The organism is Pseudomonas sp. c313 (assembly GCF_055407145.1).
The window spans coordinates 70563-90312 of the sequence record NZ_JBUZRD010000014.1; the positions used below are offsets into that span (position 1 = coordinate 70563).

Annotated in this window: 20 protein-coding genes; 8 read left to right on the forward strand and 12 right to left on the reverse strand. The window is 52.5% G+C overall.

What is annotated here, in order from left to right:
• The first annotated feature begins 128 nt into the window (after window positions 1-128).
• Window positions 129-5090: an Eco57I restriction-modification methylase domain-containing protein gene (locus ACZRKZ_RS24805; RefSeq protein WP_463983045.1), complete on the forward strand. Its 4962-nt coding sequence runs from the start codon at window positions 129-131 to the stop codon at window positions 5088-5090.
• A gap of 67 nt (window positions 5091-5157) precedes the next feature.
• On the opposite strand, the gene ACZRKZ_RS24810 is transcribed toward ACZRKZ_RS24805, so the two are convergent.
• Genes ACZRKZ_RS24810 through ACZRKZ_RS24825 form a run of 4 tightly spaced genes read right to left on the reverse strand, consistent with a single transcriptional unit; the run spans window position 5158 to window position 9850 of the window.
• Window positions 5158-5514: a hypothetical protein gene (locus tag ACZRKZ_RS24810; RefSeq protein WP_172693386.1), complete on the reverse strand. Its 357-nt coding sequence runs from the start codon at window positions 5512-5514 to the stop codon at window positions 5158-5160.
• A complete protein-coding gene (locus ACZRKZ_RS24815; RefSeq protein ID WP_172693387.1) occupies window positions 5504-5782 on the reverse strand; it encodes a hypothetical protein in 279 nt (92 codons plus the stop codon). Before ACZRKZ_RS24815 ends, ACZRKZ_RS24810 begins: the two co-directional genes overlap by 11 nt.
• Window positions 5783-5798: 16 nt before the next feature.
• On the reverse strand, window positions 5799-6308 hold the full coding sequence (locus tag ACZRKZ_RS24820) for a hypothetical protein (RefSeq protein WP_463983046.1): 510 nt from the start codon (window positions 6306-6308) through the stop codon (window positions 5799-5801).
• 35 nt (window positions 6309-6343) lie between these two features.
• Complete coding sequence (locus ACZRKZ_RS24825) at window positions 6344-9850, reverse strand: LPD7 domain-containing protein (RefSeq protein WP_463983047.1); 3507 nt, start codon at window positions 9848-9850, stop codon at window positions 6344-6346.
• A gap of 214 nt (window positions 9851-10064) precedes the next feature.
• Here ACZRKZ_RS24825 and ACZRKZ_RS24830 point away from each other — a divergent pair, with 214 nt between their 5' ends.
• Complete coding sequence (locus ACZRKZ_RS24830) at window positions 10065-10598, forward strand: hypothetical protein (protein ID WP_172693390.1); 534 nt, start codon at window positions 10065-10067, stop codon at window positions 10596-10598.
• Complete coding sequence (locus ACZRKZ_RS24835) at window positions 10585-11283, forward strand: hypothetical protein (protein ID WP_172693391.1); 699 nt, start codon at window positions 10585-10587, stop codon at window positions 11281-11283. The genes ACZRKZ_RS24830 and ACZRKZ_RS24835 overlap by 14 nt, the downstream gene beginning before the upstream one ends.
• A gap of 49 nt (window positions 11284-11332) precedes the next feature.
• Here the strand turns inward: ACZRKZ_RS24835 and icmT are convergent, their stop codons facing one another.
• The 8 genes from icmT to mobA all read right to left on the reverse strand — a co-directional run bounded on the left by icmT (window position 11333) and on the right by mobA (window position 16696).
• Window positions 11333-11593: an IcmT/TraK family protein gene (gene icmT, locus ACZRKZ_RS24840; RefSeq protein ID WP_138962903.1), complete on the reverse strand. Its 261-nt coding sequence runs from the start codon at window positions 11591-11593 to the stop codon at window positions 11333-11335.
• 4 nt (window positions 11594-11597) lie between these two features.
• Window positions 11598-12767, reverse strand: a complete 1170-nt coding sequence (gene traJ, locus ACZRKZ_RS24845; protein WP_463983048.1) for a plasmid transfer ATPase TraJ — start codon at window positions 12765-12767, stop codon at window positions 11598-11600.
• Window positions 12764-13648, reverse strand: a complete 885-nt coding sequence (locus ACZRKZ_RS24850) for a type IV secretory system conjugative DNA transfer family protein (RefSeq protein WP_172693393.1) — start codon at window positions 13646-13648, stop codon at window positions 12764-12766. The genes traJ and ACZRKZ_RS24850 overlap by 4 nt, the downstream gene beginning before the upstream one ends.
• Before the next feature lie 14 nt (window positions 13649-13662).
• A complete protein-coding gene (locus ACZRKZ_RS24855) occupies window positions 13663-14121 on the reverse strand; it encodes a DotD/TraH family lipoprotein (RefSeq protein WP_172693394.1) in 459 nt (152 codons plus the stop codon).
• A gap of 62 nt (window positions 14122-14183) precedes the next feature.
• Window positions 14184-15830, reverse strand: a complete 1647-nt coding sequence (gene traI / locus ACZRKZ_RS24860; protein WP_463983049.1) for a TraI/MobA(P) family conjugative relaxase — start codon at window positions 15828-15830, stop codon at window positions 14184-14186.
• 23 nt (window positions 15831-15853) lie between these two features.
• Complete coding sequence (locus ACZRKZ_RS24865) at window positions 15854-16036, reverse strand: hypothetical protein (protein WP_138962914.1); 183 nt, start codon at window positions 16034-16036, stop codon at window positions 15854-15856.
• A gap of 6 nt (window positions 16037-16042) precedes the next feature.
• Window positions 16043-16291, reverse strand: a complete 249-nt coding sequence (locus ACZRKZ_RS24870; RefSeq protein WP_172693451.1) for a hypothetical protein — start codon at window positions 16289-16291, stop codon at window positions 16043-16045.
• Window positions 16292-16393: 102 nt separating this feature from the next.
• Window positions 16394-16696 carry a plasmid mobilization protein MobA gene (gene mobA, locus ACZRKZ_RS24875; RefSeq protein ID WP_138962918.1) on the reverse strand — a complete coding sequence of 101 codons (303 nt, stop codon included), beginning with the start codon at window positions 16694-16696 and terminating at the stop codon, window positions 16394-16396.
• Window positions 16697-16937: 241 nt separating this feature from the next.
• On the opposite strand from mobA, the gene ACZRKZ_RS24880 reads away from it, so the two are divergent.
• The 5 genes from ACZRKZ_RS24880 (at window position 16938) to ACZRKZ_RS24900 (ending at window position 19606) form a co-directional block, all read left to right on the forward strand.
• The gene (locus ACZRKZ_RS24880) at window positions 16938-17378 is read left to right on the forward strand and encodes a hypothetical protein (RefSeq protein ID WP_463983050.1); all 441 of its coding nucleotides are present in this window, start codon (window positions 16938-16940) and stop codon (window positions 17376-17378) included.
• On the forward strand, window positions 17368-18069 hold the full coding sequence (locus tag ACZRKZ_RS24885) for a nucleotide-binding protein (protein ID WP_172693397.1): 702 nt from the start codon (window positions 17368-17370) through the stop codon (window positions 18067-18069). Before ACZRKZ_RS24880 ends, ACZRKZ_RS24885 begins: the two co-directional genes overlap by 11 nt.
• Window positions 18062-18700, forward strand: a complete 639-nt coding sequence (locus tag ACZRKZ_RS24890; RefSeq protein WP_172693398.1) for a hypothetical protein — start codon at window positions 18062-18064, stop codon at window positions 18698-18700. The genes ACZRKZ_RS24885 and ACZRKZ_RS24890 overlap by 8 nt, the downstream gene beginning before the upstream one ends.
• Window positions 18701-18801: 101 nt before the next feature.
• Entirely contained in the window at window positions 18802-19302 is a 501-nt protein-coding gene (locus ACZRKZ_RS24895) for a hypothetical protein (protein WP_463983051.1), read from the forward strand.
• 76 nt (window positions 19303-19378) lie between these two features.
• Window positions 19379-19606, forward strand: a complete 228-nt coding sequence (locus tag ACZRKZ_RS24900) for a hypothetical protein (RefSeq protein ID WP_463983052.1) — start codon at window positions 19379-19381, stop codon at window positions 19604-19606.
• Window positions 19607-19750: the final 144 nt, after the last annotated feature.

Below are 19750 nucleotides of genomic sequence, written 5' to 3' on the forward strand. Positions count from 1 at the left end.
TCAGCGCGGGGGACTCACTTGGCACAGGTGGGGCAAAAAGCAAGTTCAGGGACAACGTAGCAGCGATTCAGCTCCTGCAGCATCTACGGGAGGAGAAGCGGGCGGCGGCACCAGAAGAACAAGCAGTTTTGGTCAAATATGTAGGCTGGGGTGGTCTGCCTCAGGCGTTCGATCATCGCAACCAATCTTGGCAGCGTGAGTACCAGGAACTGGGCGCGCTTCTCAGCCAGGATGAATTCGAAAAAGCTCGCCGCTCTACTCAAGATGCCCACTACACCTCGGCAGTTGTCATTGGTGGGATCTACGAAGGCATGCAGCGGCTGGGGTTCTCGGGCGGTAAAGTCTTCGAGCCAGCGGCCGGCACAGGCAACTTCATTGGCTTGATGCCCGAAGCCCTGAGGTTTGAAAGCCAGTTCACTGCGGTGGAGCTCGACCCTCTGACAGCTGAAATAGGGAAGCACCTGTACCCCACTGCAACCTATCTCAATCGTGGCCTGCAGGATGTAGTTATTCCCAGCGGCTATTTTGACGCTTGCGTGGCCAACCCGCCCTTCGGCTCACAATCGCTTTACGACCCCCATCATCGCGAGCTTGGTGGGTTCTCCATTCACAACTATTTTCTCGCCAAATCCCTCGACAAGTTAAAGCCAGGCGGCGTGATGGGCGTCGTCGTAAGCCGCTACTTCCTAGATGCAGCCAACGGTAAAGCTCGAGAGCATATCGCTGAACAGTCCCATTTCCTGGGCGCGATTCGACTCCCGAATTCTGCTTTTAAAGAGAATGCATTGACCGAAGTAACGACTGACATTGTGTTTTTCCAGAAAGCTCTACCAGGCGAGGAAACGGACAAGCGCTGGGTAAATGTCGGCGATATACGAGACCGGGAGACAGGAGCCCCAATCACCATCAACCAGTACTTCCTGGACAACCCGGGACAGATGGCTGGTCGTATGGTCATTTCCGGAAACATGCATCGCGACACAGCAGATTTAATCGCTGAGCCTGGTCGGGACCTGGCTACGGAGATTTCTGTTCGGCTGGAAGCATTACCCCGCGACATCTACAAAGCTCAGCCGTCGCCGGCCTCGGCAGAAACAGCAGATGAAAAGCCTGAGCTGGTCTTGCCTGAGTACCTGAAGGTGGGCTCTTACTTCGTCACGGAAACCGGGCTGATAGCTCGTCGGCTTCCTGACCAACTGGCCAAGACTGATTACCAGCTAATCACCCCCAAAAACGAACGTGCAGGCGACCGCATCAAGGGCATGGTCGAGGTTCGCGATACTCTTCGGGTTCTGATGGCTGCAGAACAATCCCAGGGTATTGAAAGCGACCTGGATATGCATCGGGCTCGCCTCAACACCGTGTACGATCGGTTCATTCGCAGGCATGGCCATATCAGCAGCCAGGCTAACCGCTTGGCCATGTGCGACGATCCTGAATATCCATTGCTGAATGCTCTGGAAAGCAATTACGACCGGGGCATCTCAGCTGATATGGCCCGCAAACACGAGGTGGCGGTACGTCCTCCTAGTGCCGATAAAGCGTCGATTTTCAGCCGTCGAGTGATGACTCCCCGACAGGAAGTGCGGCACGTCGACTCAGCAAAAGATGCTTTGGTCGTGTCCATGAACCAGGTCGGCCGCGTTGATCTGGAGCGAATGGTGCGCCTCTGCGGTCGATCCGAAGAAGACATCATTTCTGACCTTCGCGGTTTGATTTATTTCAATCCTGGTAAGGATCGCTGGGAAACTGCGGACCAGTATTTAACCGGGAACGTGAAGGCCAAGCTCCGCGGGGCCATCAAGGCAGCTGAACAAGATCCACGGTTTTTGCATAACGTAGACGCCTTACGCCCGGTTCAGCCTGCTGACATCGATCCGGTGGATATTTCCGTCCAGCTGGGTTCAACCTGGGTACCCGATACCGTCGTCGATAAATTCGTGGTTCATCTCCTCGGTGATGTACAGAGGCGGATCAGCTACCAGGCAGCGCTCGGAAAATGGATTGCTGATATCGGTCAGGGCGATAACACAACTTGTCGGGTGACTTGGGGTACCGAAGCCTACCCGGCGAACAAACTGATTGAAGCGGTTCTGACTAACAAATCCATTCAGGTCAAAACTGAAGTCGGCCGGGACGATCACGGCCAGCCAATCATGCAGGTTGACGAGACTCAAACCGCTGCAGCAAACCAGAAGGCCGACGAGTTACGCCAGGCATTCGTTGACTGGATCTGGGAGGACAAAGATCAGCGTGTGACGTTGGCCAGGCTGTACAACGACAGGTTCAACACCAATATTCCATCGCGGTACAACGGATCTCACCTCCAGCTTCCCGGCGCATCGCTCGATATCACTCTGCGGCCCCATCAGAAGGATGGGATTTGGCGAGGCATTCAAGACGGCACTGCGCTGTTCGACCACGTCGTCGGCGCCGGCAAGACTCTGGTGTGCGTTGGGACCGTCATGGAAAGCAAGCGCATGGGTCTGCTGAACAAGCCGATGCTGGTGGTACCCAACCATCTATTGCTGCAGTGGAAGGACGCCATCTACTCACTATATCCAGACGCTAACGTCCTGGTTGCTGAGAAGTCTGACTTCAAGAAGGAAAATCGCGAGCGCCTATTTGCCCGTATTGCCACGGGCGATTGGGATGCCGTCGTGGTGGCCCATAGCTCGTTCAAAAAAATCGGGATGCCTCAGGACACGCTCGAAAAATTGCTACAGGAGCAAATTAGCGACCTGAGCAATGCAATCATCGATCTCAAGAACGACCGCGGGGACCGCATCACCATCAAGGAGATGGAGAAAGCCAAGGAGCGGATGAAAGAGCGTCTGGAGAAGAAAGCCGATACCGGCGCAAAGGATCAGGCAGTGACCTTTGCAGATCTGGGTGTGGATGCACTGGTTGTCGATGAGGCGCAGGAGTTCAAAAACCTGTTCATTACCACCTCGCTAAGCCGGATTTCTGGCCTGGGCAACCTCACAGGTTCCGAAAAGGCCTTTGATCTGTTCGTTAAATGTCGGTACCTGCAGCAGCGGTACGACGGCCGAGGAGTATTCCTCGCAACTGGCACCCCCCTAAGCAACACCATTGCTGAGCTATATACCGTCCAACGTTACATGCAGTACGACGAACTGAAGGAACGCGGGATCGTACATTTCGATGCCTGGGCGTCCACCTTCGGCCAAGTAGTCACCGGCTGGGAGCTGGATGCCACCGGTGTGAATTACCGACTCAACTCAAGATTTTCCAGATTTCAAAATGTGCCTGAGCTGAACACGATGTACCGAACCTTTGCGGACGTCATCACCAGGGCGGATTTGCAGCGGCAAGCCGCAGACCGAGGTACTCGTTTTCCCGTGCCGAGGGTCAAGGGCGGTCGTCCTCAAAACATCATCGTCGAGCGCTCCGAGGAACAAGCGCAATACATGGGGGTTCAATCCGAGATACTGGATGATCACGGCAAGCCCATTCATCGTGCCGACGGCGGGGTCATCCGGAGTTGGAACAAGGGATCTATCATCCACCGGATGGAAAACCTTCCACGGGATCCTCGCATCGACAACCCGCTGAAGATCACTAACGATGCCCGGAAGGCGGGGCTAGACTTCCGATTGATTGATCCTGACTCTGACGACTTCCTTGGCAGCAAGGTGAATGCATGTGTTGATAACGTACATCGCATCTGGGAAGCCTGGGATGCTCGCCAAGGCACTCAATTGGTATTCTGCGACCTTTCCACCCCGAAAGGAAAAAAACGGCCCATTGCTGCGCCTGAAGCCTCTCAGGATGACGACGACGATGCAGATGCCATTTCCATGGATGAAATCTTGGCTGGCAATGCGTCCTTCAGCGTGTACGAGGAGATCCGGACCAAACTCATCAACAGGGGAGTGCCGGCCGATCAGGTGAGATTCATACACGAAGCCAACACTGACCTGCAGAAGTCGAAACTCTTCGACGAAATGAACCGCGGTGATGTTCGGGTTCTGCTTGGCTCCACCACTAAAATGGGCGCAGGCACTAACGTCCAGCGCAGACTGGTTGCACTCCACCACGTCGACGCGCCTTGGCGACCAAGCGATCTTGAGCAACGTGACGGTCGTATCGAGCGGCAGGGCAACATGTTTTATGAGCAGAATCCAGACGGCTTTGAGATCGAGATCCTGCGATATGCCACCAAACAAACCTACGACAGCAGGATGTGGCAGACCATCGAGTACAAGGCTGCCGGCATCGAGCAGTTCCGGAAAGGCGATGGCCTTCAGCGTGTAATTGACGACGTGGCCAGCGAAGCTGCGAACGCTGCCGAGATGAAGGCCGCAGCGACCGGAAACCCGCTAATTTTCCTCCAAGTTCAACTCGCCGCTGAGTTAAAGAAGGTGGAAGCACTTTTCTCCAACTTCAAGCGAAACCAGCATGCCCTGGACAGCCGGATTGCATGGCTTGAGGAGGCTGATAAACGGGCTGATAGATCGGTCTCTCGGTGGAACGGCGAGATCGCGAAACGGAATGCCGGCACTGGCTCCGCGTTTGAGTTCAAGACTGCAGCGAAGAGCTACAGGGAGGACAACAAAGAGCAGCTCTTGGGCGCAATCCTGGGGAGCATGAAGGTAGCGGTCGACCGCAAGGCCGAGGACACGTTTCAACGTGCTGCAATCATTCGTGTGGGCACCTACAGGGGGTTTGAGATCGATGTCTCGTGTAACCGGCACAAGATTCAGTTCACTGTCACAGGTAGCGATTCGTACGAACCGGACAACCTGGTATATCGCACCGATGACAAGTTCAGCCTGCCAGGCTTCATCAGTCGATTAGACAACTTCCTCGACCGGTTTGAAGGGTGGCGCACCGACGCTGAGAATTCGAGGATCGGCGAAAGGGATGAGCTGGCCAAGGCCAAAATAGAGAAAGGAAAGCCATTCCAGCAGCAGAGCCGATTGGAAAATCTAAGGGATGACTCGCGTGATGTGATGACAGAGCTCAAGCTGATGCAAGCAGACGACAACTACATCTCAACGTGGACGCCGAAGTCGACGGTACTGCAGGGTAGTGCTGCACCAGAAGCGAAAAAGATGCGCGCTTGAAGAAAAAAACCCCGCTCCAGGAAGGGAGCGGGGTTTGATCTGACGCTGTGTGTCACTCCGGATAATCCTAGGGAATCCGGCACTCTTCAAATAAGGCAGCCCAACCATTGTGAGGATCTCGAGCTGTCACGGTTGGGATGTTTCCTAACCCGATATCATGGCGTTGACCAAATAGCGCAAGGGCATTGAGTACCTCTTCCATTGTTGGCTCGGTTGTTCCTGCGAAGATTTTCAGCACTATCGTGTGTGTCGCTAAAAACCTGAGCGCCATCCCCTCCGCTGTCATCCGTGGCGACCATCCACCATTTATGGGTTCCCATTCAATTTGGATAGAGGTCGAATACTCATCGCACGCATACTGGACGTAAATCTGATCGTCACGCATGAGCCCGAAGGTGATACCCGGAATCGGATTACTTTCCATGATGAGCACCTCGACAAGCGCCCACTGCTTTTGGCCGCTCGTCATCAGGGAACTGTGCGGACAGCCAACGGGCCAAATTCATAGCTTCGGTTTGCCACCGCTGGCTTAGATCCTCCACGAGCGGGAGGTTGGTATCATCGTCGAATGCCAAGGCTTCATTACGAGCAATGCGATACTGCTCGATCTCGCTCCAAATTTGAGGTGGAACGGACAAAATCTTGCCCACTGTATCCGCCTGCTTACACGCCAAATCTTCGATCTGCTTCATAATGGCCACCTCCTTGTCACTTCCAGATGTCATTCCAAAATGCAGAGTCCGTCGAACTGGTGCTCTTGGCGTTCTGCACGGAGGGGCCGCTGATGTTAGTGTCGCCGCTGCCGACCACAGACCCCATTCCAGTGTCGTTAACGCCGGTTTGGTTGATCGTATCAGTTACAGCACCGTTTACTTGAGTCATGACCCCGTTGATTTCGCCGTTCACTTGGGAGACCACACCGCGCACTTGAGAGCTCGCGATTGAACACACCTTATCTTTGATCATTTGCCAGATTGCAGAAAGATCTGGAAAGCTGGTCGTGCCGAAAATGCCGGTAATACCGCCGATACATTTTCCCAAGATATCCGACGATGTTTTCTCTGCTGTCTCGTTTGAGTCAGCCGCGCCCTGGTCACGGGCAAGACCTGCTTCGCCACCGCGCATTGCTGCTTCACCGCTGCGGCAAGTCGCTGCTTGTACGCCAATGGAAGAACATAGAAGAAGCACAACCAGTAGCGTGCGAGTGAGTGATTTCATTGCAGGTCCTCTCGTAACCAGGAAGCGGGCGAGCATTAAGCCCGGACTCGATTTTTAGTAGGTGGCATCGGGGCTTTTGCCTCGCTCACGGGACCAGCGGCCGGTGCTTCATCTTTTGGGGAGGAGGAAGGTTTCTCGCGCTCCTTGCGAGGCTCAAGAAAGCCCAGCTTCTTGTGGAGTTCCTCATCGGCGTGCTTAGTCACCTTCGACTTCACAATGGTGCCACCGACGTTAAAGAGGACCTCATCAAAATGAACCTCCTTACCGTCGCCGCGGCGATTTACGGCATTGCCGTAACCGATCTGGTTCCACTTTGATTCATCATCAGTGCCGGATTTGCTTGGCTCTGAAAGCGTGATGAAGTTCGGTTTTATCTCGCCAGTCTTGGGGTCTGGATGGCGTTCATTCATGAAGGCAAGCACCTGGTGCTTGACACCGTCGACCTTCACAAAGCCCTGCAGGTAATCGCCTTTACCCTGATAGAGCAAGACTGTGGTATCGAATGAGTCGTCATCGAGCTTGGTAACACCACGCAGGATGAGTTTGGGTTCTTTCTCAGCATTGGAATCTGACTGTGCCATATCGGCCTCCTCTGGATTGAGTTCAATCACACCATCTGCGCTTGGGAACAAGCTCGCCGCGCCGCGCCCGCGCAACTGGGTGTTGTCACCACTGACAAAACCATTGGATTCATCGTTCTGCGATACCATTGATGCCTGTTTCGCGATCCACTCCACTTCATCGATAGGGGCAGGCATTTGACGGCCAGCCTTGTCGAACCAGATGATTTGATCCAGCCTTGGCTCCGGCCCAAGGATTTGAAGATCAGCCTCCATCTCCTCCAAAGATTTGCCCCAAGATTCGATGGCGACTCGTTGGACTTCCCACCAGGAATGGGCTTCAACTGGGACCAGATTTTCAGCGAATTGCAGTTCCCGCTCGGAGAAGGGAACGCCGGATCTATCACTCAGCCCCCCTGGCTCACTACTGCTAAGGGGGAGGTTTTCAGACGCTACTGACAAGTCAGATTCGGAAGGTTGCGCAAAGCGGCTGAGGTCGATTTCTGCTGGTTCACCGTTGTGGGTGAAGGTCAGCGGCTCAGGTGCAGCCGGACGTTCAACCTCGACGGTGGCTTGCTCGCGATTCGCCCAAAGCTCGCCGCGTTCCTGATTGCGGTCTGCCGCTGCCTGATCGTGCTGGGCGCGCAGCTCGGCCAGTCGCTCTGGATCGTTGACCGCTTGGTCTTCGGCCAGCTTCTCGTCGTTGCTCAGATAGCCTCGGCGTTCCAACTCGGCCGGCGACTTGAAGCGCTCCAGGTCAATCGTCGCCGGTTGGCCGTTGTGGGTGAAGTTCAGCGGCTCAGGTGCGGCCGGACGTTCCAGTTCGGAGCGACGTTGAATCTCACGATCATTGTCTTCACGAACCTCATCGCCACGATTTTCAAACTGGGAGGCAAGATATTCATCGTAAATTTCGTCGTCTGTCAGCTGCTGTGTGCGCAACGGCTCATCTTTCATTCCGCTTGCCACAAAATCATCGAAATGCTTCTGATCAAACTCGCCATTAAGCGAAGCGTCCCACCATGTCGGCACTCCCTGAACAGCAAATCGTTCGGCTGGGGCAAGAGATTGCTCAACAGTCTGCCGTGGCTGGAAGCGTTCCAGATCATTTATCGCGGGTTCACCGTTGTGAATGAAGTGCAACGGCTGATCAGCTAGCGGTGGCTCAGCGTTGGTAGCTTGTTCTTCGTCGGAAGCGGCCGGCTTGACCGAAGGCGCGGCAGATTCTGAAAAGCCACCTTTAGCCCCTTGGTGATCGTTGTGGCTAGCAACGGCCTGCCGGTGGTTTTCGAGGGATGAAAGGTATTGGCGATCGTACTCATCTATGCCTGCGATAACTGCGTCCAGATCTCCCTTCGACAGTGCTTCTTGAATGAGAGCTTCCGCGTCGATCACGGCCAATGGGATCGCACCATATTTGCTCTCAGCATCAGCCAGCATTTCCTTGGCAATTGCGTAGCCTTCAGAATCTGCAAGCTGTTTTTGGAAGTGGCTGTTGTACCGTCCAAATTCTGACTCGAACGAAGCCGCGAACGCTGCCCGGTATGGTTCCTGAGCCATCAGCTTTTCGACAGTGGCAAATCCTTCCGGTGTGGTCTCAACTCCATTGAGCAGCAGGACAGCATGGTCCTCGCCACGCATTGAAAGCATTTTCGGATGGGTATCAAACGCTTCCGCAGGGACACCTAAATCGTCCAGCCATTTGGCATCATGTGCCTTGATTGCAGATTCTCCAGGCTCCAGTGGAGTAGGGGGTGTTACATCAGCCGATGCCTTGCCGATCACATCAATACCCCACTCGTTGCGGTGGGTTTTCCGTTCTTCATAGCGAAGAACTTGTCCTGATGTGTCTCGGACAGGCACCTCAATGATGATGTCCTTGCGACCGAGGTTCTTCAGCTCCACTTGATCGCCACGCTCAATGCTCTGTTCTTCGATTACTCGTTCCAGATCCACACCCCAAGTAGTCCTCCGTTCCCCGTCGGAATTTTTGAGCGTGACGTAGAAACTGCGGCTGTTTGAGATATCGAACTGGTAGGGCGCAGAGCCAAACTCTAAGACTTCCCCCTGATAGTGGTTCACTGGTTCAGCTGCGGGCGCTTCAGCGGTGGGGGCATCAGCCGGTGCAGTTGCTTTTCCCGAGTCAGATGTTCCAGGCTGGGATGACTGATTCCTCGTGGCCGTTAAATCAGGAGCCGGAGCTGAGTCCTGTCCGGAAGATACGTCTCCGATGGGTGGTAGACCCATCATCTCGCGGCGCAGCGCATCTTGAGCTGAATTCTTCAGTTCAACCTGCACGTTATGCTTGATCATTACCTCCAGAGCTCGGCGCTTGAATTCGTCTGAACCGGTCAACTCTATGGATCCGCCGAATTTCTGCTTTGCCATATGAAGTGCTGCAAGAATCGCCAGTTCGTCGTCCTGCGCGGATGCCTCCATGAGGATCTGCTGCCCATGGTCAACAAAAATCGGCTTTTCTTTCAGAAGGTAGAGAACGCTGCCATCCCGTCGCTCACGGTACGTTATGTCCTTAAGCAGCTCGCTGAGTATCACACTTGGATCGGTTTTTGCCGGTTCGTCCCCAGGAGAGCCAGCACTGCTGAACCCATTAAACGATTCAGCCACCTCCGACCGCGAAATAATTTGGTCGTAAACCTCCCGATGCAGTTCCTTTAGCAATTCCGCATAGGTATCGTATGCGAAAACATTGCGATGTAATGCCGTGACTGCATTTTCTGCGGAACTAGGATCTACTGAACGCCAAGACGTGATGTCAGCGACGACCCAGTGCCTTAGTAGGGTATCGGGAATTGTGAAGGTTTCACCGTCAGTTAGGCTGCTCTGAAGCCATGCCTGATACGCCTCAGCACGATGCTGAATGGCGCCATCCGGAGAGGATTCCATCGCCGTCTGCGGCGAACTGTGTTTTTCGTACACAGCTTGGCGAAACTCTTGCAGTAAAGCTTCTGATTCAACGCTCATGGGCGCTCCTGCCTCTGTGGAGGTGGTGGGGAGTCCTTTGCCCGTTACGCCGCAAGCTAAGCGTGAAGTTGCGAGCTTCACATCGGTTGCTTTCGGGCTGGACCGTGGCTGCTTTAATTTCGTATTGTGTATATTATTCAAAATAGCACGGTTTTGGAAGAACCGTGTACAGAGGCCGAGGCAGGCGCTTTACAGCTTCACTTGAGGGGAGCACATGTCTATCGACATTGATGAGATTCACCCGATCTGTGGGACAGATTTAGAGCGATGGCGGATCGAGAATGGTCTGACCAAGGTTGCGGCAGCGGATGCCTTTGGCCTTCAGAAGGCCAAATGGGAGGAGTTGACGAATCCTGAGCAGTCCGCAGAGCAAATTAGTGATCCAGTGATTGCAATGCTGCTGCACCTTTACCGTCAACACCCTGAGTCATCACCTGTTCAGCCACCGCTAGACATCAGGGAGTTTTATGAATTTTTAGGGTTGCAGGATTCTCCGCAAGATCGAGACGCATTCGCTACTCTGATAGGAAGATCCCCACCCTCTGTTTATCGTCTAATGTTGCATGATGGGAAGCCAGGTAGACCGGTGATGCGATGGGTTGAAGCGCTCAAAAGACTTGCGCTCACTCCGAAGCAGTGCAAGCGCTTGATGCAGGATGTAGCAAGCAACGTAGGAGATCGCCAGAAGGTTGAAAAGGTCTTGATTCAGGGTTGGTCAAAACAAGGTGGCGTAGGTGAGCACGACTGATAAGCCAGACTCACATATTATTGAGTTATCGAGCGTATATTTTTTTTCCGGGCCCGCGCCAAGGGCAATTGCTCTTAAGGATTGCGGCGTGCCGACGAACGCCCCGATCACGGGCGCTTTTCCGGCACTGTACGGCTATCAAAGCAAGCAAGATGGCTTCATGGCTGCACGTGCTTATGCGGACAAAAACAGACTCCAGTTCACGGTTGTAGATTTCTTGGTTGAACTGGATCAAAAACAGAACCCGAATATGATGCGGCCAGATGACATTCCGAATCACGATTTTATATCGTTCGCTAGGATGTCCAGGAGCATGATGGATAACCTCCAGGGGGTGCTCCATGAACGCCTGGCCAGTGAAGGAATTACACCGAGTAAATTGGAGCTGGCTAAGCCCCATTTATTGTTGCAGCAACGACCGGATCTGGTGTCATCACTCATTGAGGCCCCGGGATGGGAGCATATGAAGGTGATTGCCTATCCAGCAAAATTAACCATAAGCGAAAAGCCACTGACAGTGGGCATCGTCCCCCATTCCCACTGGGATTCGATCAAGGAAGCTTCATGCCGGCTGAATCCCGGCATCCGCATTACTCTGGAACCACCGAACCCTAGCCAGGTGGATTCAGCTACCGCTGCAGTCGGCTCTCCGTCTTTGAAAGATAGGGGCCCCCGGAGCAGGTGATTTCAAACCACCCACCGATTACGATAAAAAACCGCCTTGGCGGTTTTTTTTAGTCTCGGAAACGCTTCCTGAACCACCAGGGTCGGGCATAGATGACTCCACCACGTAAGAATCCCAGCAGCTTGTTCCAGCACACGCTTAAGGTCCACCCAAGCTTGGCCAAAATCCCGAACATGATAATTACGCCCACGGCCATGTAGAACGTAGTCCAGCTCGGAAAATACATCCAACCCAGCAAGGGCAAGTACGCTGAAACCGGAATGCCCAAAGCGGTCAACGGTTCTGAAGCAGCTCTCCAAATTGAAGGCATACGTCTAATTCTCCTGCGCGCTTAGCGAGCGTTTTCTGAATTCCTTCATGCCTGCGACGCCAACAAATTCATCCTGCAGGATCCTGCCGTCCTGGTACAGCCTCCAAGCTTTATCATCGAGAGTGCCTGCAGCATCTTCAAGCTTGGTACGAATCAACATTGCCCATTCGTTATACGGAAGACTTTGCATTTCCGACCTGAACTCCCGATCGAAGACCAGGTACTCACGAATCGCCGTGCGCTTGCCATCGGTCGTTTTAAGGAGCCTTTGCACAATGATAACCCGCAACGCACCGGCGAGCCGCGATGCAATCCCGGACTGTTGCTCGGGTGGATAGGTTTGAATTGCCCGGTTGATCGTTTCTGCTACCGACTCCGTGTGCATCGTGGCGTAACACGTATGGCCCGAGAGAGAAGCTTCAACCATCGCCTCGATAGAGACACGGTCCCGCGCCTCTCCGATACCAATGATACTGGGCTTTCTACGAACGGCATTGCGCATCGCTTTTGGAAAGTCTGCGATATCGCGGCCGATTTGCGACTGGGCCGGTTGAGGTCCCTTCCAGTGTGGCCCTCCAAGCACGTACTCAATAGGATCATCGAAAGTGATGACCTTGCGATCAGGCATCACCGTTCCAATGTGCTTGTACACCCCAGCCTGTAAGGTAGTTTTTCCCGAGCCTGTTGGTCCACAGACGATGACCAACCCAGCTTCGGGAAACAGCTCTTCAAACAGATCAGGCTCGATCCCCATTTTTTCGATATCAGGGAGATCGACCGGAATCACGCGCATGGTGATTGAGTACGCTTCATCCAGGTTCGCAATCCGGGCCTGAACAAAGTTGGTACGGAAGCGCAGCGTCATGCCACGCTCGAGGCCGATATCGCTGCCAGTAATCTCAAGAGCCCGATCTACGCCTTCATCGCCACGCTTGATCAGGCTTTCAATCTCAGGGGACCACAGAGCAGCGATCAGGACTGACAGCTGTCCTTGTTTCACAGTGGAAACGGATGCCCGCAACTGCCTGCCATGCAGCTCAGCCCAGATGTAGTCGCCGCCTTGCACCAAGACGTCTGACACACCCTGATCCGCGCAGTATTTTAGAAATCTGCGAAAACTATGCGGACCAAGATCACCCTCAAAATTGAAGGGCTCCAGTATCGGTTGAGTCATTGCGCTGGTACCTGAGGGCTAGGCGCGACAGCGGGTTTAGGTTTTGGAGCTTCCTTCTTAACGGTTGGACGCCACTTTCCAGGATCGGTAATGAACTTCGCCTTGTCAGTAACCCGTCGCAGCTTGTCGCCCAACATCAACTGTTTGCTATCCCCGGTAACCGTTTGCTGAGATTCAGCAACACGAGTCGTCGTGATCATGTCGGCTTGGAGCAGCGTTGAGTAGAGGTGCATTCCGGTGTAGTCGCGAGTAAGGCGATGAAAATTCGCTTCAAGGATCGCATCGGCTTGCTTGTAACCGTCTGCCCAACCTTCACGGACTGCCTTTTTCCAGATCTGATCTTCAGCATCGTCCTGCGGCCGCGACTCGAAAGCAGGCAGCTCAACAGACTGCCGCACTGGAAGACCTACATATAGGTAGTCCCGCCACGTTGGCGGTACGCTGACAAAGCGCTCTTCACGTTCAATCTTGTAGACGCGGTTAGCTGTCCGAATCTGGTCCGGGGAAAAAGCAGCCAGGTCACGAGCTTCGACAATCACCGGCGGCAATGTGCCGTTTTTCGCAATCATCGGGCCAAACTTGTACATGGCATCCAACGCCGGTTCGCGGCTGTTGAGACCATCAATAAGTTCGTGACCCCGAGCAGCCATACCGCCGCGGAAGCCTACCGTGTGTCCCACACCCGTTAGAAGCTGCGAGCGGATATCAGTGACTTTGGTAGTGGCTTGGGATTGGGGGTTGAGCAAAGCATCCAGATCAGGAGGCGACGCTTCAACGGACGATTTTGTATCGTTACTCGACGGATCGAGCACAGGCTCCTCAGCTGCATGTGCGGCCAAGGAGATCATCAGCGGGAGCACAGCGAACATAAACCGTTTCATGAGAATCCCCCTGTTCAGCCTTGGGGCCGGTTGTACTGAAGAACCAGTTTGTCTGGGGCCTCAGTAATGGCTGCTCGGTATCCGATCTGCGCACGCAGCATAGAAAGCACTGTTTGATACCGGGCGCCCTTGACGTCGATGTTCACGGGCAATGGCATACGTAAACCCATGTATTCGAATCGCTGACCGCGGTCTTGTGCGAGCTTTGTAAGGAGCTGGATAGCATCGCCCTGCCAGCTGATGGTGACGAATTGTTTATCGTCCAGGTTCGTGTTGGGTGTACGCATAACCACACGACTATTCAGTGCGCCGGCCTGGTACAAATCGACTTGGGCAGCTTCGATTTTCTGGGTAGCTTCGAGAATCTGCTGATCAATCAGGGTTTGGGCGCTGACATCTGGCTGCTTGGATGCGCAACCAGTGAGAGCGATTGCAGCAAGTAGCGCGGCAAACGGGTATCGGTTCAGGTCCATAGGAATATCTCCATTGATTTCGTATGAATACTACAATACGGAAAAGCGCATAACAACGACTGTTATGCACGTGGGCCACGTTTAACAGGGCGAACCTTCGCAAGAGCCTGCTGGTCAGCAATGGATTTGAGGCGTGCCTTGAGGGATGGATGAGCCAGATCGCCGGTGTAACCACACTCAATTAGGGCTTTGAGCGCCGCATCAATGAACTCGGGCGACCCTTTTATCTCAATGGGCCTATCCCATCGTGAACGAGTGTCGTCGAGTGCGTGGGCCAACAGTTCGTCATCAAGAAGCCCGCCAGGGAAAGAGACCTTCCCGCCGTGATCCACAAAACCAGGATCGCCATCATCTCGACGAAATACCACAGCTCCATCACGGCGAACGGTACCGGCAGAGAACAGATTTGAGCTGGACTTTGGATCTATATCCCCGGCAAAAATGATCGCATTACCTTCTGCATTTTCTTTACGTCTATCGCCATATGAAAAGCCACGCAATTGACTAATTGCACCAGGGTCGCCATTTGCAGCCTCACGCTCAACCCACTCGCGAAAAGTGAGTTTCTTATTAGCGGCATCATCTTTTAATTCCCGGCGTAAGACTTGGATTTTAGTTATCAGTTCCTCGCGGGACCTTAATGTTTCAAATGCGAGAATACTGTAGAATGCTTTACGATCAAGTGGATTTCTTATTCGAGACTTTATGTCAGCGCGCTGTTGACGGGCCTGGTCTCGTATTAGAATAAATTGTTGCTTGACCCACTCTTTATCAACTCGGCGATATACAAAGGCAGCACGGTAGGCATCGAAACGTGCCCGTGTTGCTTTGCGAAGCTGTGCGCGCTCTTCACGACGATTTTGACGCTCAAGAGGATCGCGTTTAGGGGAGGCATATTTATCGTAAGTCATGCTGCTCATAAAGCCTTTAGGCAGCTCACGCTCCTGGAACTCGCCAAGGCGTTTTACAAGCCGAGCTAAAGACAACTGTTCATGCATGTCACTGGCTTTGATGCCTGTGGCTGAGACTTCATTAAAATCATATATCGAAAGCCCTCGACCTTTAGGACGAATACCCAATCCAAATTTAGCTAAATTGGAATGGAGAGTTTGCCATGACAATTTATCGGACTTCAACAATTTGGCTATTTGCTTCCGAGGTTCCCCGCGAGCGTATGAATGCAGACTTTGCTGATCAGCATGACGCTCCATATCAGCAGCCTTGGTTGGAAGTTTCCCTTGCTGCTTAGGCTTAGTAGATGCCCATTGAATGATGGGCTTACCATTCTCATGGACAACCGTATTCGGACCATTATCGTGTTGCCATCCGTAGCGCAACTCAAGCTCACGCATTGCATAGTCTAATCGAAAATAATCACGGTCCGGATAAACGGCATTGAATGATTCAGGGTGTACACGGTTTACAGTCATATGAAGGTGTACGTTATCCGTGTCATGGTGAATCGCAAATACGTATTGATGGTCTTTCATGCCCACTGCTTCCATGGCATGCAGTCCAGACGCAAAAGCTTGATCGTCAGTTGGTGATTCGTCAGAAGGCCAACTCAGGATCACATGGTAAACAGGGTCTTTTACTCTCGCATTCTGGGCGGCTACTGCTCGCATTTCTGCAGCCGCGGTAGCCAGGCTTAAGCAGTTGTGCTGACACGAAACCCCTGAGGTAGATTTCTCGTTTATTGAATCACCCAATAACGAGCCTGATTCGAGTTCCGCTATAGCTTCTTGCTCATCTCCTCGATCCCTTCGCTGAGCGGCTGCAACATGAAACGCAATTGAGGTTCGACGGGCTCGGGCTCGTGCCGCAAAGTCAGGATGATTTCTTGTAGCTTGTCGGAGATGACTTGCTGCTGTTGCAAGATGGTTTCGAGCAACGGCAATGCTTCTTTCATGTTCATCGGCATCTACCTCTTGGTGCTGCTGGTGACTACGTCGGTCAACGTTTCCTGGAACTTCGTGCTGAGACGTGACATGTCGACGCCCATCGGTGTCAAGAGCCCTTCGAGCACTTCCAAGACGCCCTCGGATGGCATCTGCATCTGCAAGGCTAATTCGTCCAGTCGCTCGCAGATTGTCTGCTGCTCTTTCGAGATGCGCTCTAGCAGACTCAAGAATTGCGTTGTCTCTTCGGCTGTAGCCTGGATCGAGCTCATCGGTGAGTTCCTCTTTTTCATCGTCTCGTTGAGTTGCGTATTCAACCAAATCCGCAAAACTGGATTTACCGTCAGCTCTGCGTGGTGGGACTTTGGCAAGCATTACGTTCCGATCCTTGATATGGCCGTTTTTAGCTCAACCAGGATCTGTGCGTACTCCTTGGATAGCTTGCCGCCACCTTCGTTAAACAGGTGCTTTTGAAGCCCCCCAAGCCTGCGCAGCTCGTTGAGGATGTGTCCCTCCATCTTGCTGCGCGTACGCCGATTCAACGCAGCCGCGAGCATGAATTGCCCGACGCTTTGGCCGCAGTCATACGCCTTTTGTCGAACGGTTTCTTCCTCGTCTTCAAAACACCTAATAGGTGGCAGGCGGCCGGTTCGGCGCCGCTGTTCACTCGTACTCATAATAGGTCCTTCTCTGTTCAAGGGGTCTCGGGGCGCAGCCCTGAGCAGGGAGGTAGGCATCGCAAGGGAGTGAAACGACTGCAGCGAGGCCGGTTGTACGTACGCCATTTATGGCGGGAGTACAAACCCTACCCTGTCCAAAATTCTAGACCTCATTTCGTATGCAGGCTATCGTACGGACCTTGACTGCGCAAGAGATGCCCATACAATCGAGTCAAATGCACATTCTGAGGAAAGGCGAATGGCGATCAGCGTTTCGCAGATAGAGATACTTCGGGGGAAGCTTGAGGAGATGCCTCAGGTAGAAGATCCAGATCGAAAGGTTTCAAAGCTGGAAGCAGTAAGGATGATGGCCTTGTCTATCCGAGACTTGCAGTCTCGGGGGTACAGCATCGAGAAAATCGCAGAAATCCTTACAGACAGCGGGCTGGACATCGCTCCAACTACCCTAAAAAGCTATCTCACGAAGGTGAAGGGTTCGCCGGTGAAGTCAAATCCGCGCACCAACAGTAAACCCCGTGGAACGTCGAATGGCGCTAGACGTGGAGGGGTAAAAAAAGCACCAGAAAAGCCCGTTCCGGAAGTCAGTCCGAAACCCGTGAGTAACACAAAAAATTCACCCGGAGTAACACCGGTTACACCGGGTAGTTTCAAACCTAAGGATGATACTGATGAAATCTAAAGAAGCTAAAAAAGGTGACATTTACGTCGTCGGTGGCGGTAAGGGCGGAGTGGGAAAAAGCTTCACCACGATTGCCCTTGTTGATTCCCTGGAACAAGCTGGGGTGAAGGTCCTTGTCATCGAGTCGGACACGTCAAATCCTGACGTTTGGAAAATGTATAAAGACCAGATTGAAACAAGGCTGATTGACCTCGATGATGCCAATGGATGGATTGATCTAGTCAACGCTTGCGATGAATTCAAAGACCACGTTGTAGTGATCAATACAGCGGCGCGTAACAATAAAGGGGTGGTGGCGTACGGGGAGACGCTTAATAGCACCCTGGCGGAATTGGGTCGAGAGCTTACAACGCTGTGGGTAATCAACCGTCAGAGAGACAGTCTTGAGCTACTGAAGGAGTACCGTGATGCGCTTCCTGGGACCAAGGTGCATGTAATCAGAAACGGATATTTCGGCGACGAACAAAAATTCGAGCTCTACAACTTTTCAAAAACGCGTGAAACCATTGAAAGTGAAGGGGGAAAATCCCTATTACTTCCTGATCTTGCAGATAGGGTCAGTGATGATTTGTACAGTAAACGTTTGTCGATTTCACGAGCGATGACCGAACTCCCAATTGGTAATCGTGCAGAACTATCCCGGTGGCGGCGTGATGCAGCGCGTATGATTGGCGAGGTGATTGATGGATGACATTGAAAGCAGTTTTAAGGCATTACTCGGGCGTCAACCATCAGAAAAGGAGGTTGAAAGGTTATACCGTGTTAAAAACGCGCTAAACATACGTGACAATGATGCGATGTGGATGATTCTGATGGCTCTAGAATCATATGACACGCTATACAGCAAATACCCTGCGCTCATCGCGGGCCAGGTCGATGTGGTTATCGAAAAACAGCGAGAACTTATTGCAGAAATCGTTGACGCTGAAAGCAAGAAAGCTTTGAGTACACTTTCCGCAGCGGTGGCTCAAACCAGTCATCTTGTTGCTACTAAAGTTGCCAATACAGCACGTTGGCAAGCATGGGGTTGGGTTTGTGTTGGGCTGATTGCATTTGGTGCTCTGTGCTTAACTGCGGGGTTCGTCTTAGGCAGTGGCAACATGCCTTTTTGGGCTTTAACGCATCAGTCAAACAATCCGCTCGAAATCGTCGTATCAATTCTGCTGCAAGCCCCGGTCGGTTGGATGATTCCATTAATAAGCTCTGCAGTTGTTTTCGTAACGCTTGCAAGCAACCGTCAACACGCTATTGGAAGACCTATAATCATCAGCCTATTACTGTTGGTTTCTCTGTCCATCTACTGCATACACACGATAATTTAATACAAATCCGGGGGCTTTTTTATTTGGCCCCCTTATTCCGTATAATAGCCACAATACAAAATTATTTGATATAATGGCTTACCATATCCACGGAGGTGATTATGAACAGTTATGAAAATATCAAAGCAATACGTGCTGTGGGTGTAACTCTTAAAGGATACAGCGAATCTGAAACGCAACGTGGCCTTGCATGGTCGTGTAAGGTTTATTTTCAAAACAAGAAGGTTGGGCTGGTTAGCAATTCCGGTACTGGCGGAATTACTGACTGTCACGTCCCATCCGAAAAGATACTCTCTATCGTAAACGGCTTAAAGTTAAACGGTTACAAGCTCACGTTGGATTTGGCAGGACATGAAGGCATTGAGCCAACCGAGCCTGGCGAATGGTTTGTGGTTGCAATCACTCAAATGGTTGACGAAGTTGCACGCCTTAGACAGCTTAAGCGCTTGGTGAAAACGCACCTGATAATAAGACAACACTCGTCTGAAAATGAATTTTCGTTTTATAAAGTGGTTCCAAGTGACGCTTCAAAAGCTCGACTGGTGAGACAGCTTGGAAGCGACCTCATAGCCTTCATGAACGATGAAATACAGCGTTTGTGACGCTGTATGTGATCCAGCCGCGAACCCGCTAATGGCGGGTTCCTCCAAGCCTTTCTAATCTATTCGTGGCGGACCTATGGAAATTGGTAAGCAGCTCCCTGATGCCTTTTTGGCCGAAGTGGCCGATATCGAAGCTTGGGCTTTCGGGCACGCCCCTCGGGACGTGCGTGAGAAACATGACGCCTCGGTTGGTGAACTCAGAGGTACGATCGCTGTGGTTGTAATGACCAGGATTGCTCTGGGGGATCCCGGGTTTGAGGAAGCTTTTCCAGAATATGCGCACGCGAATCCCAACAACAAATGACTGGACGGCGCCTACAAAATCTGATGAACCCCTCTTCCTCATTAATGGTGATAAAATAGGTTATCACCACTTTTAGAGGCAGAAGGGCGCATGGCACTTTTTGACCCCATCCGCGACTATTTCCATAGACGCCAAGCCAAAATT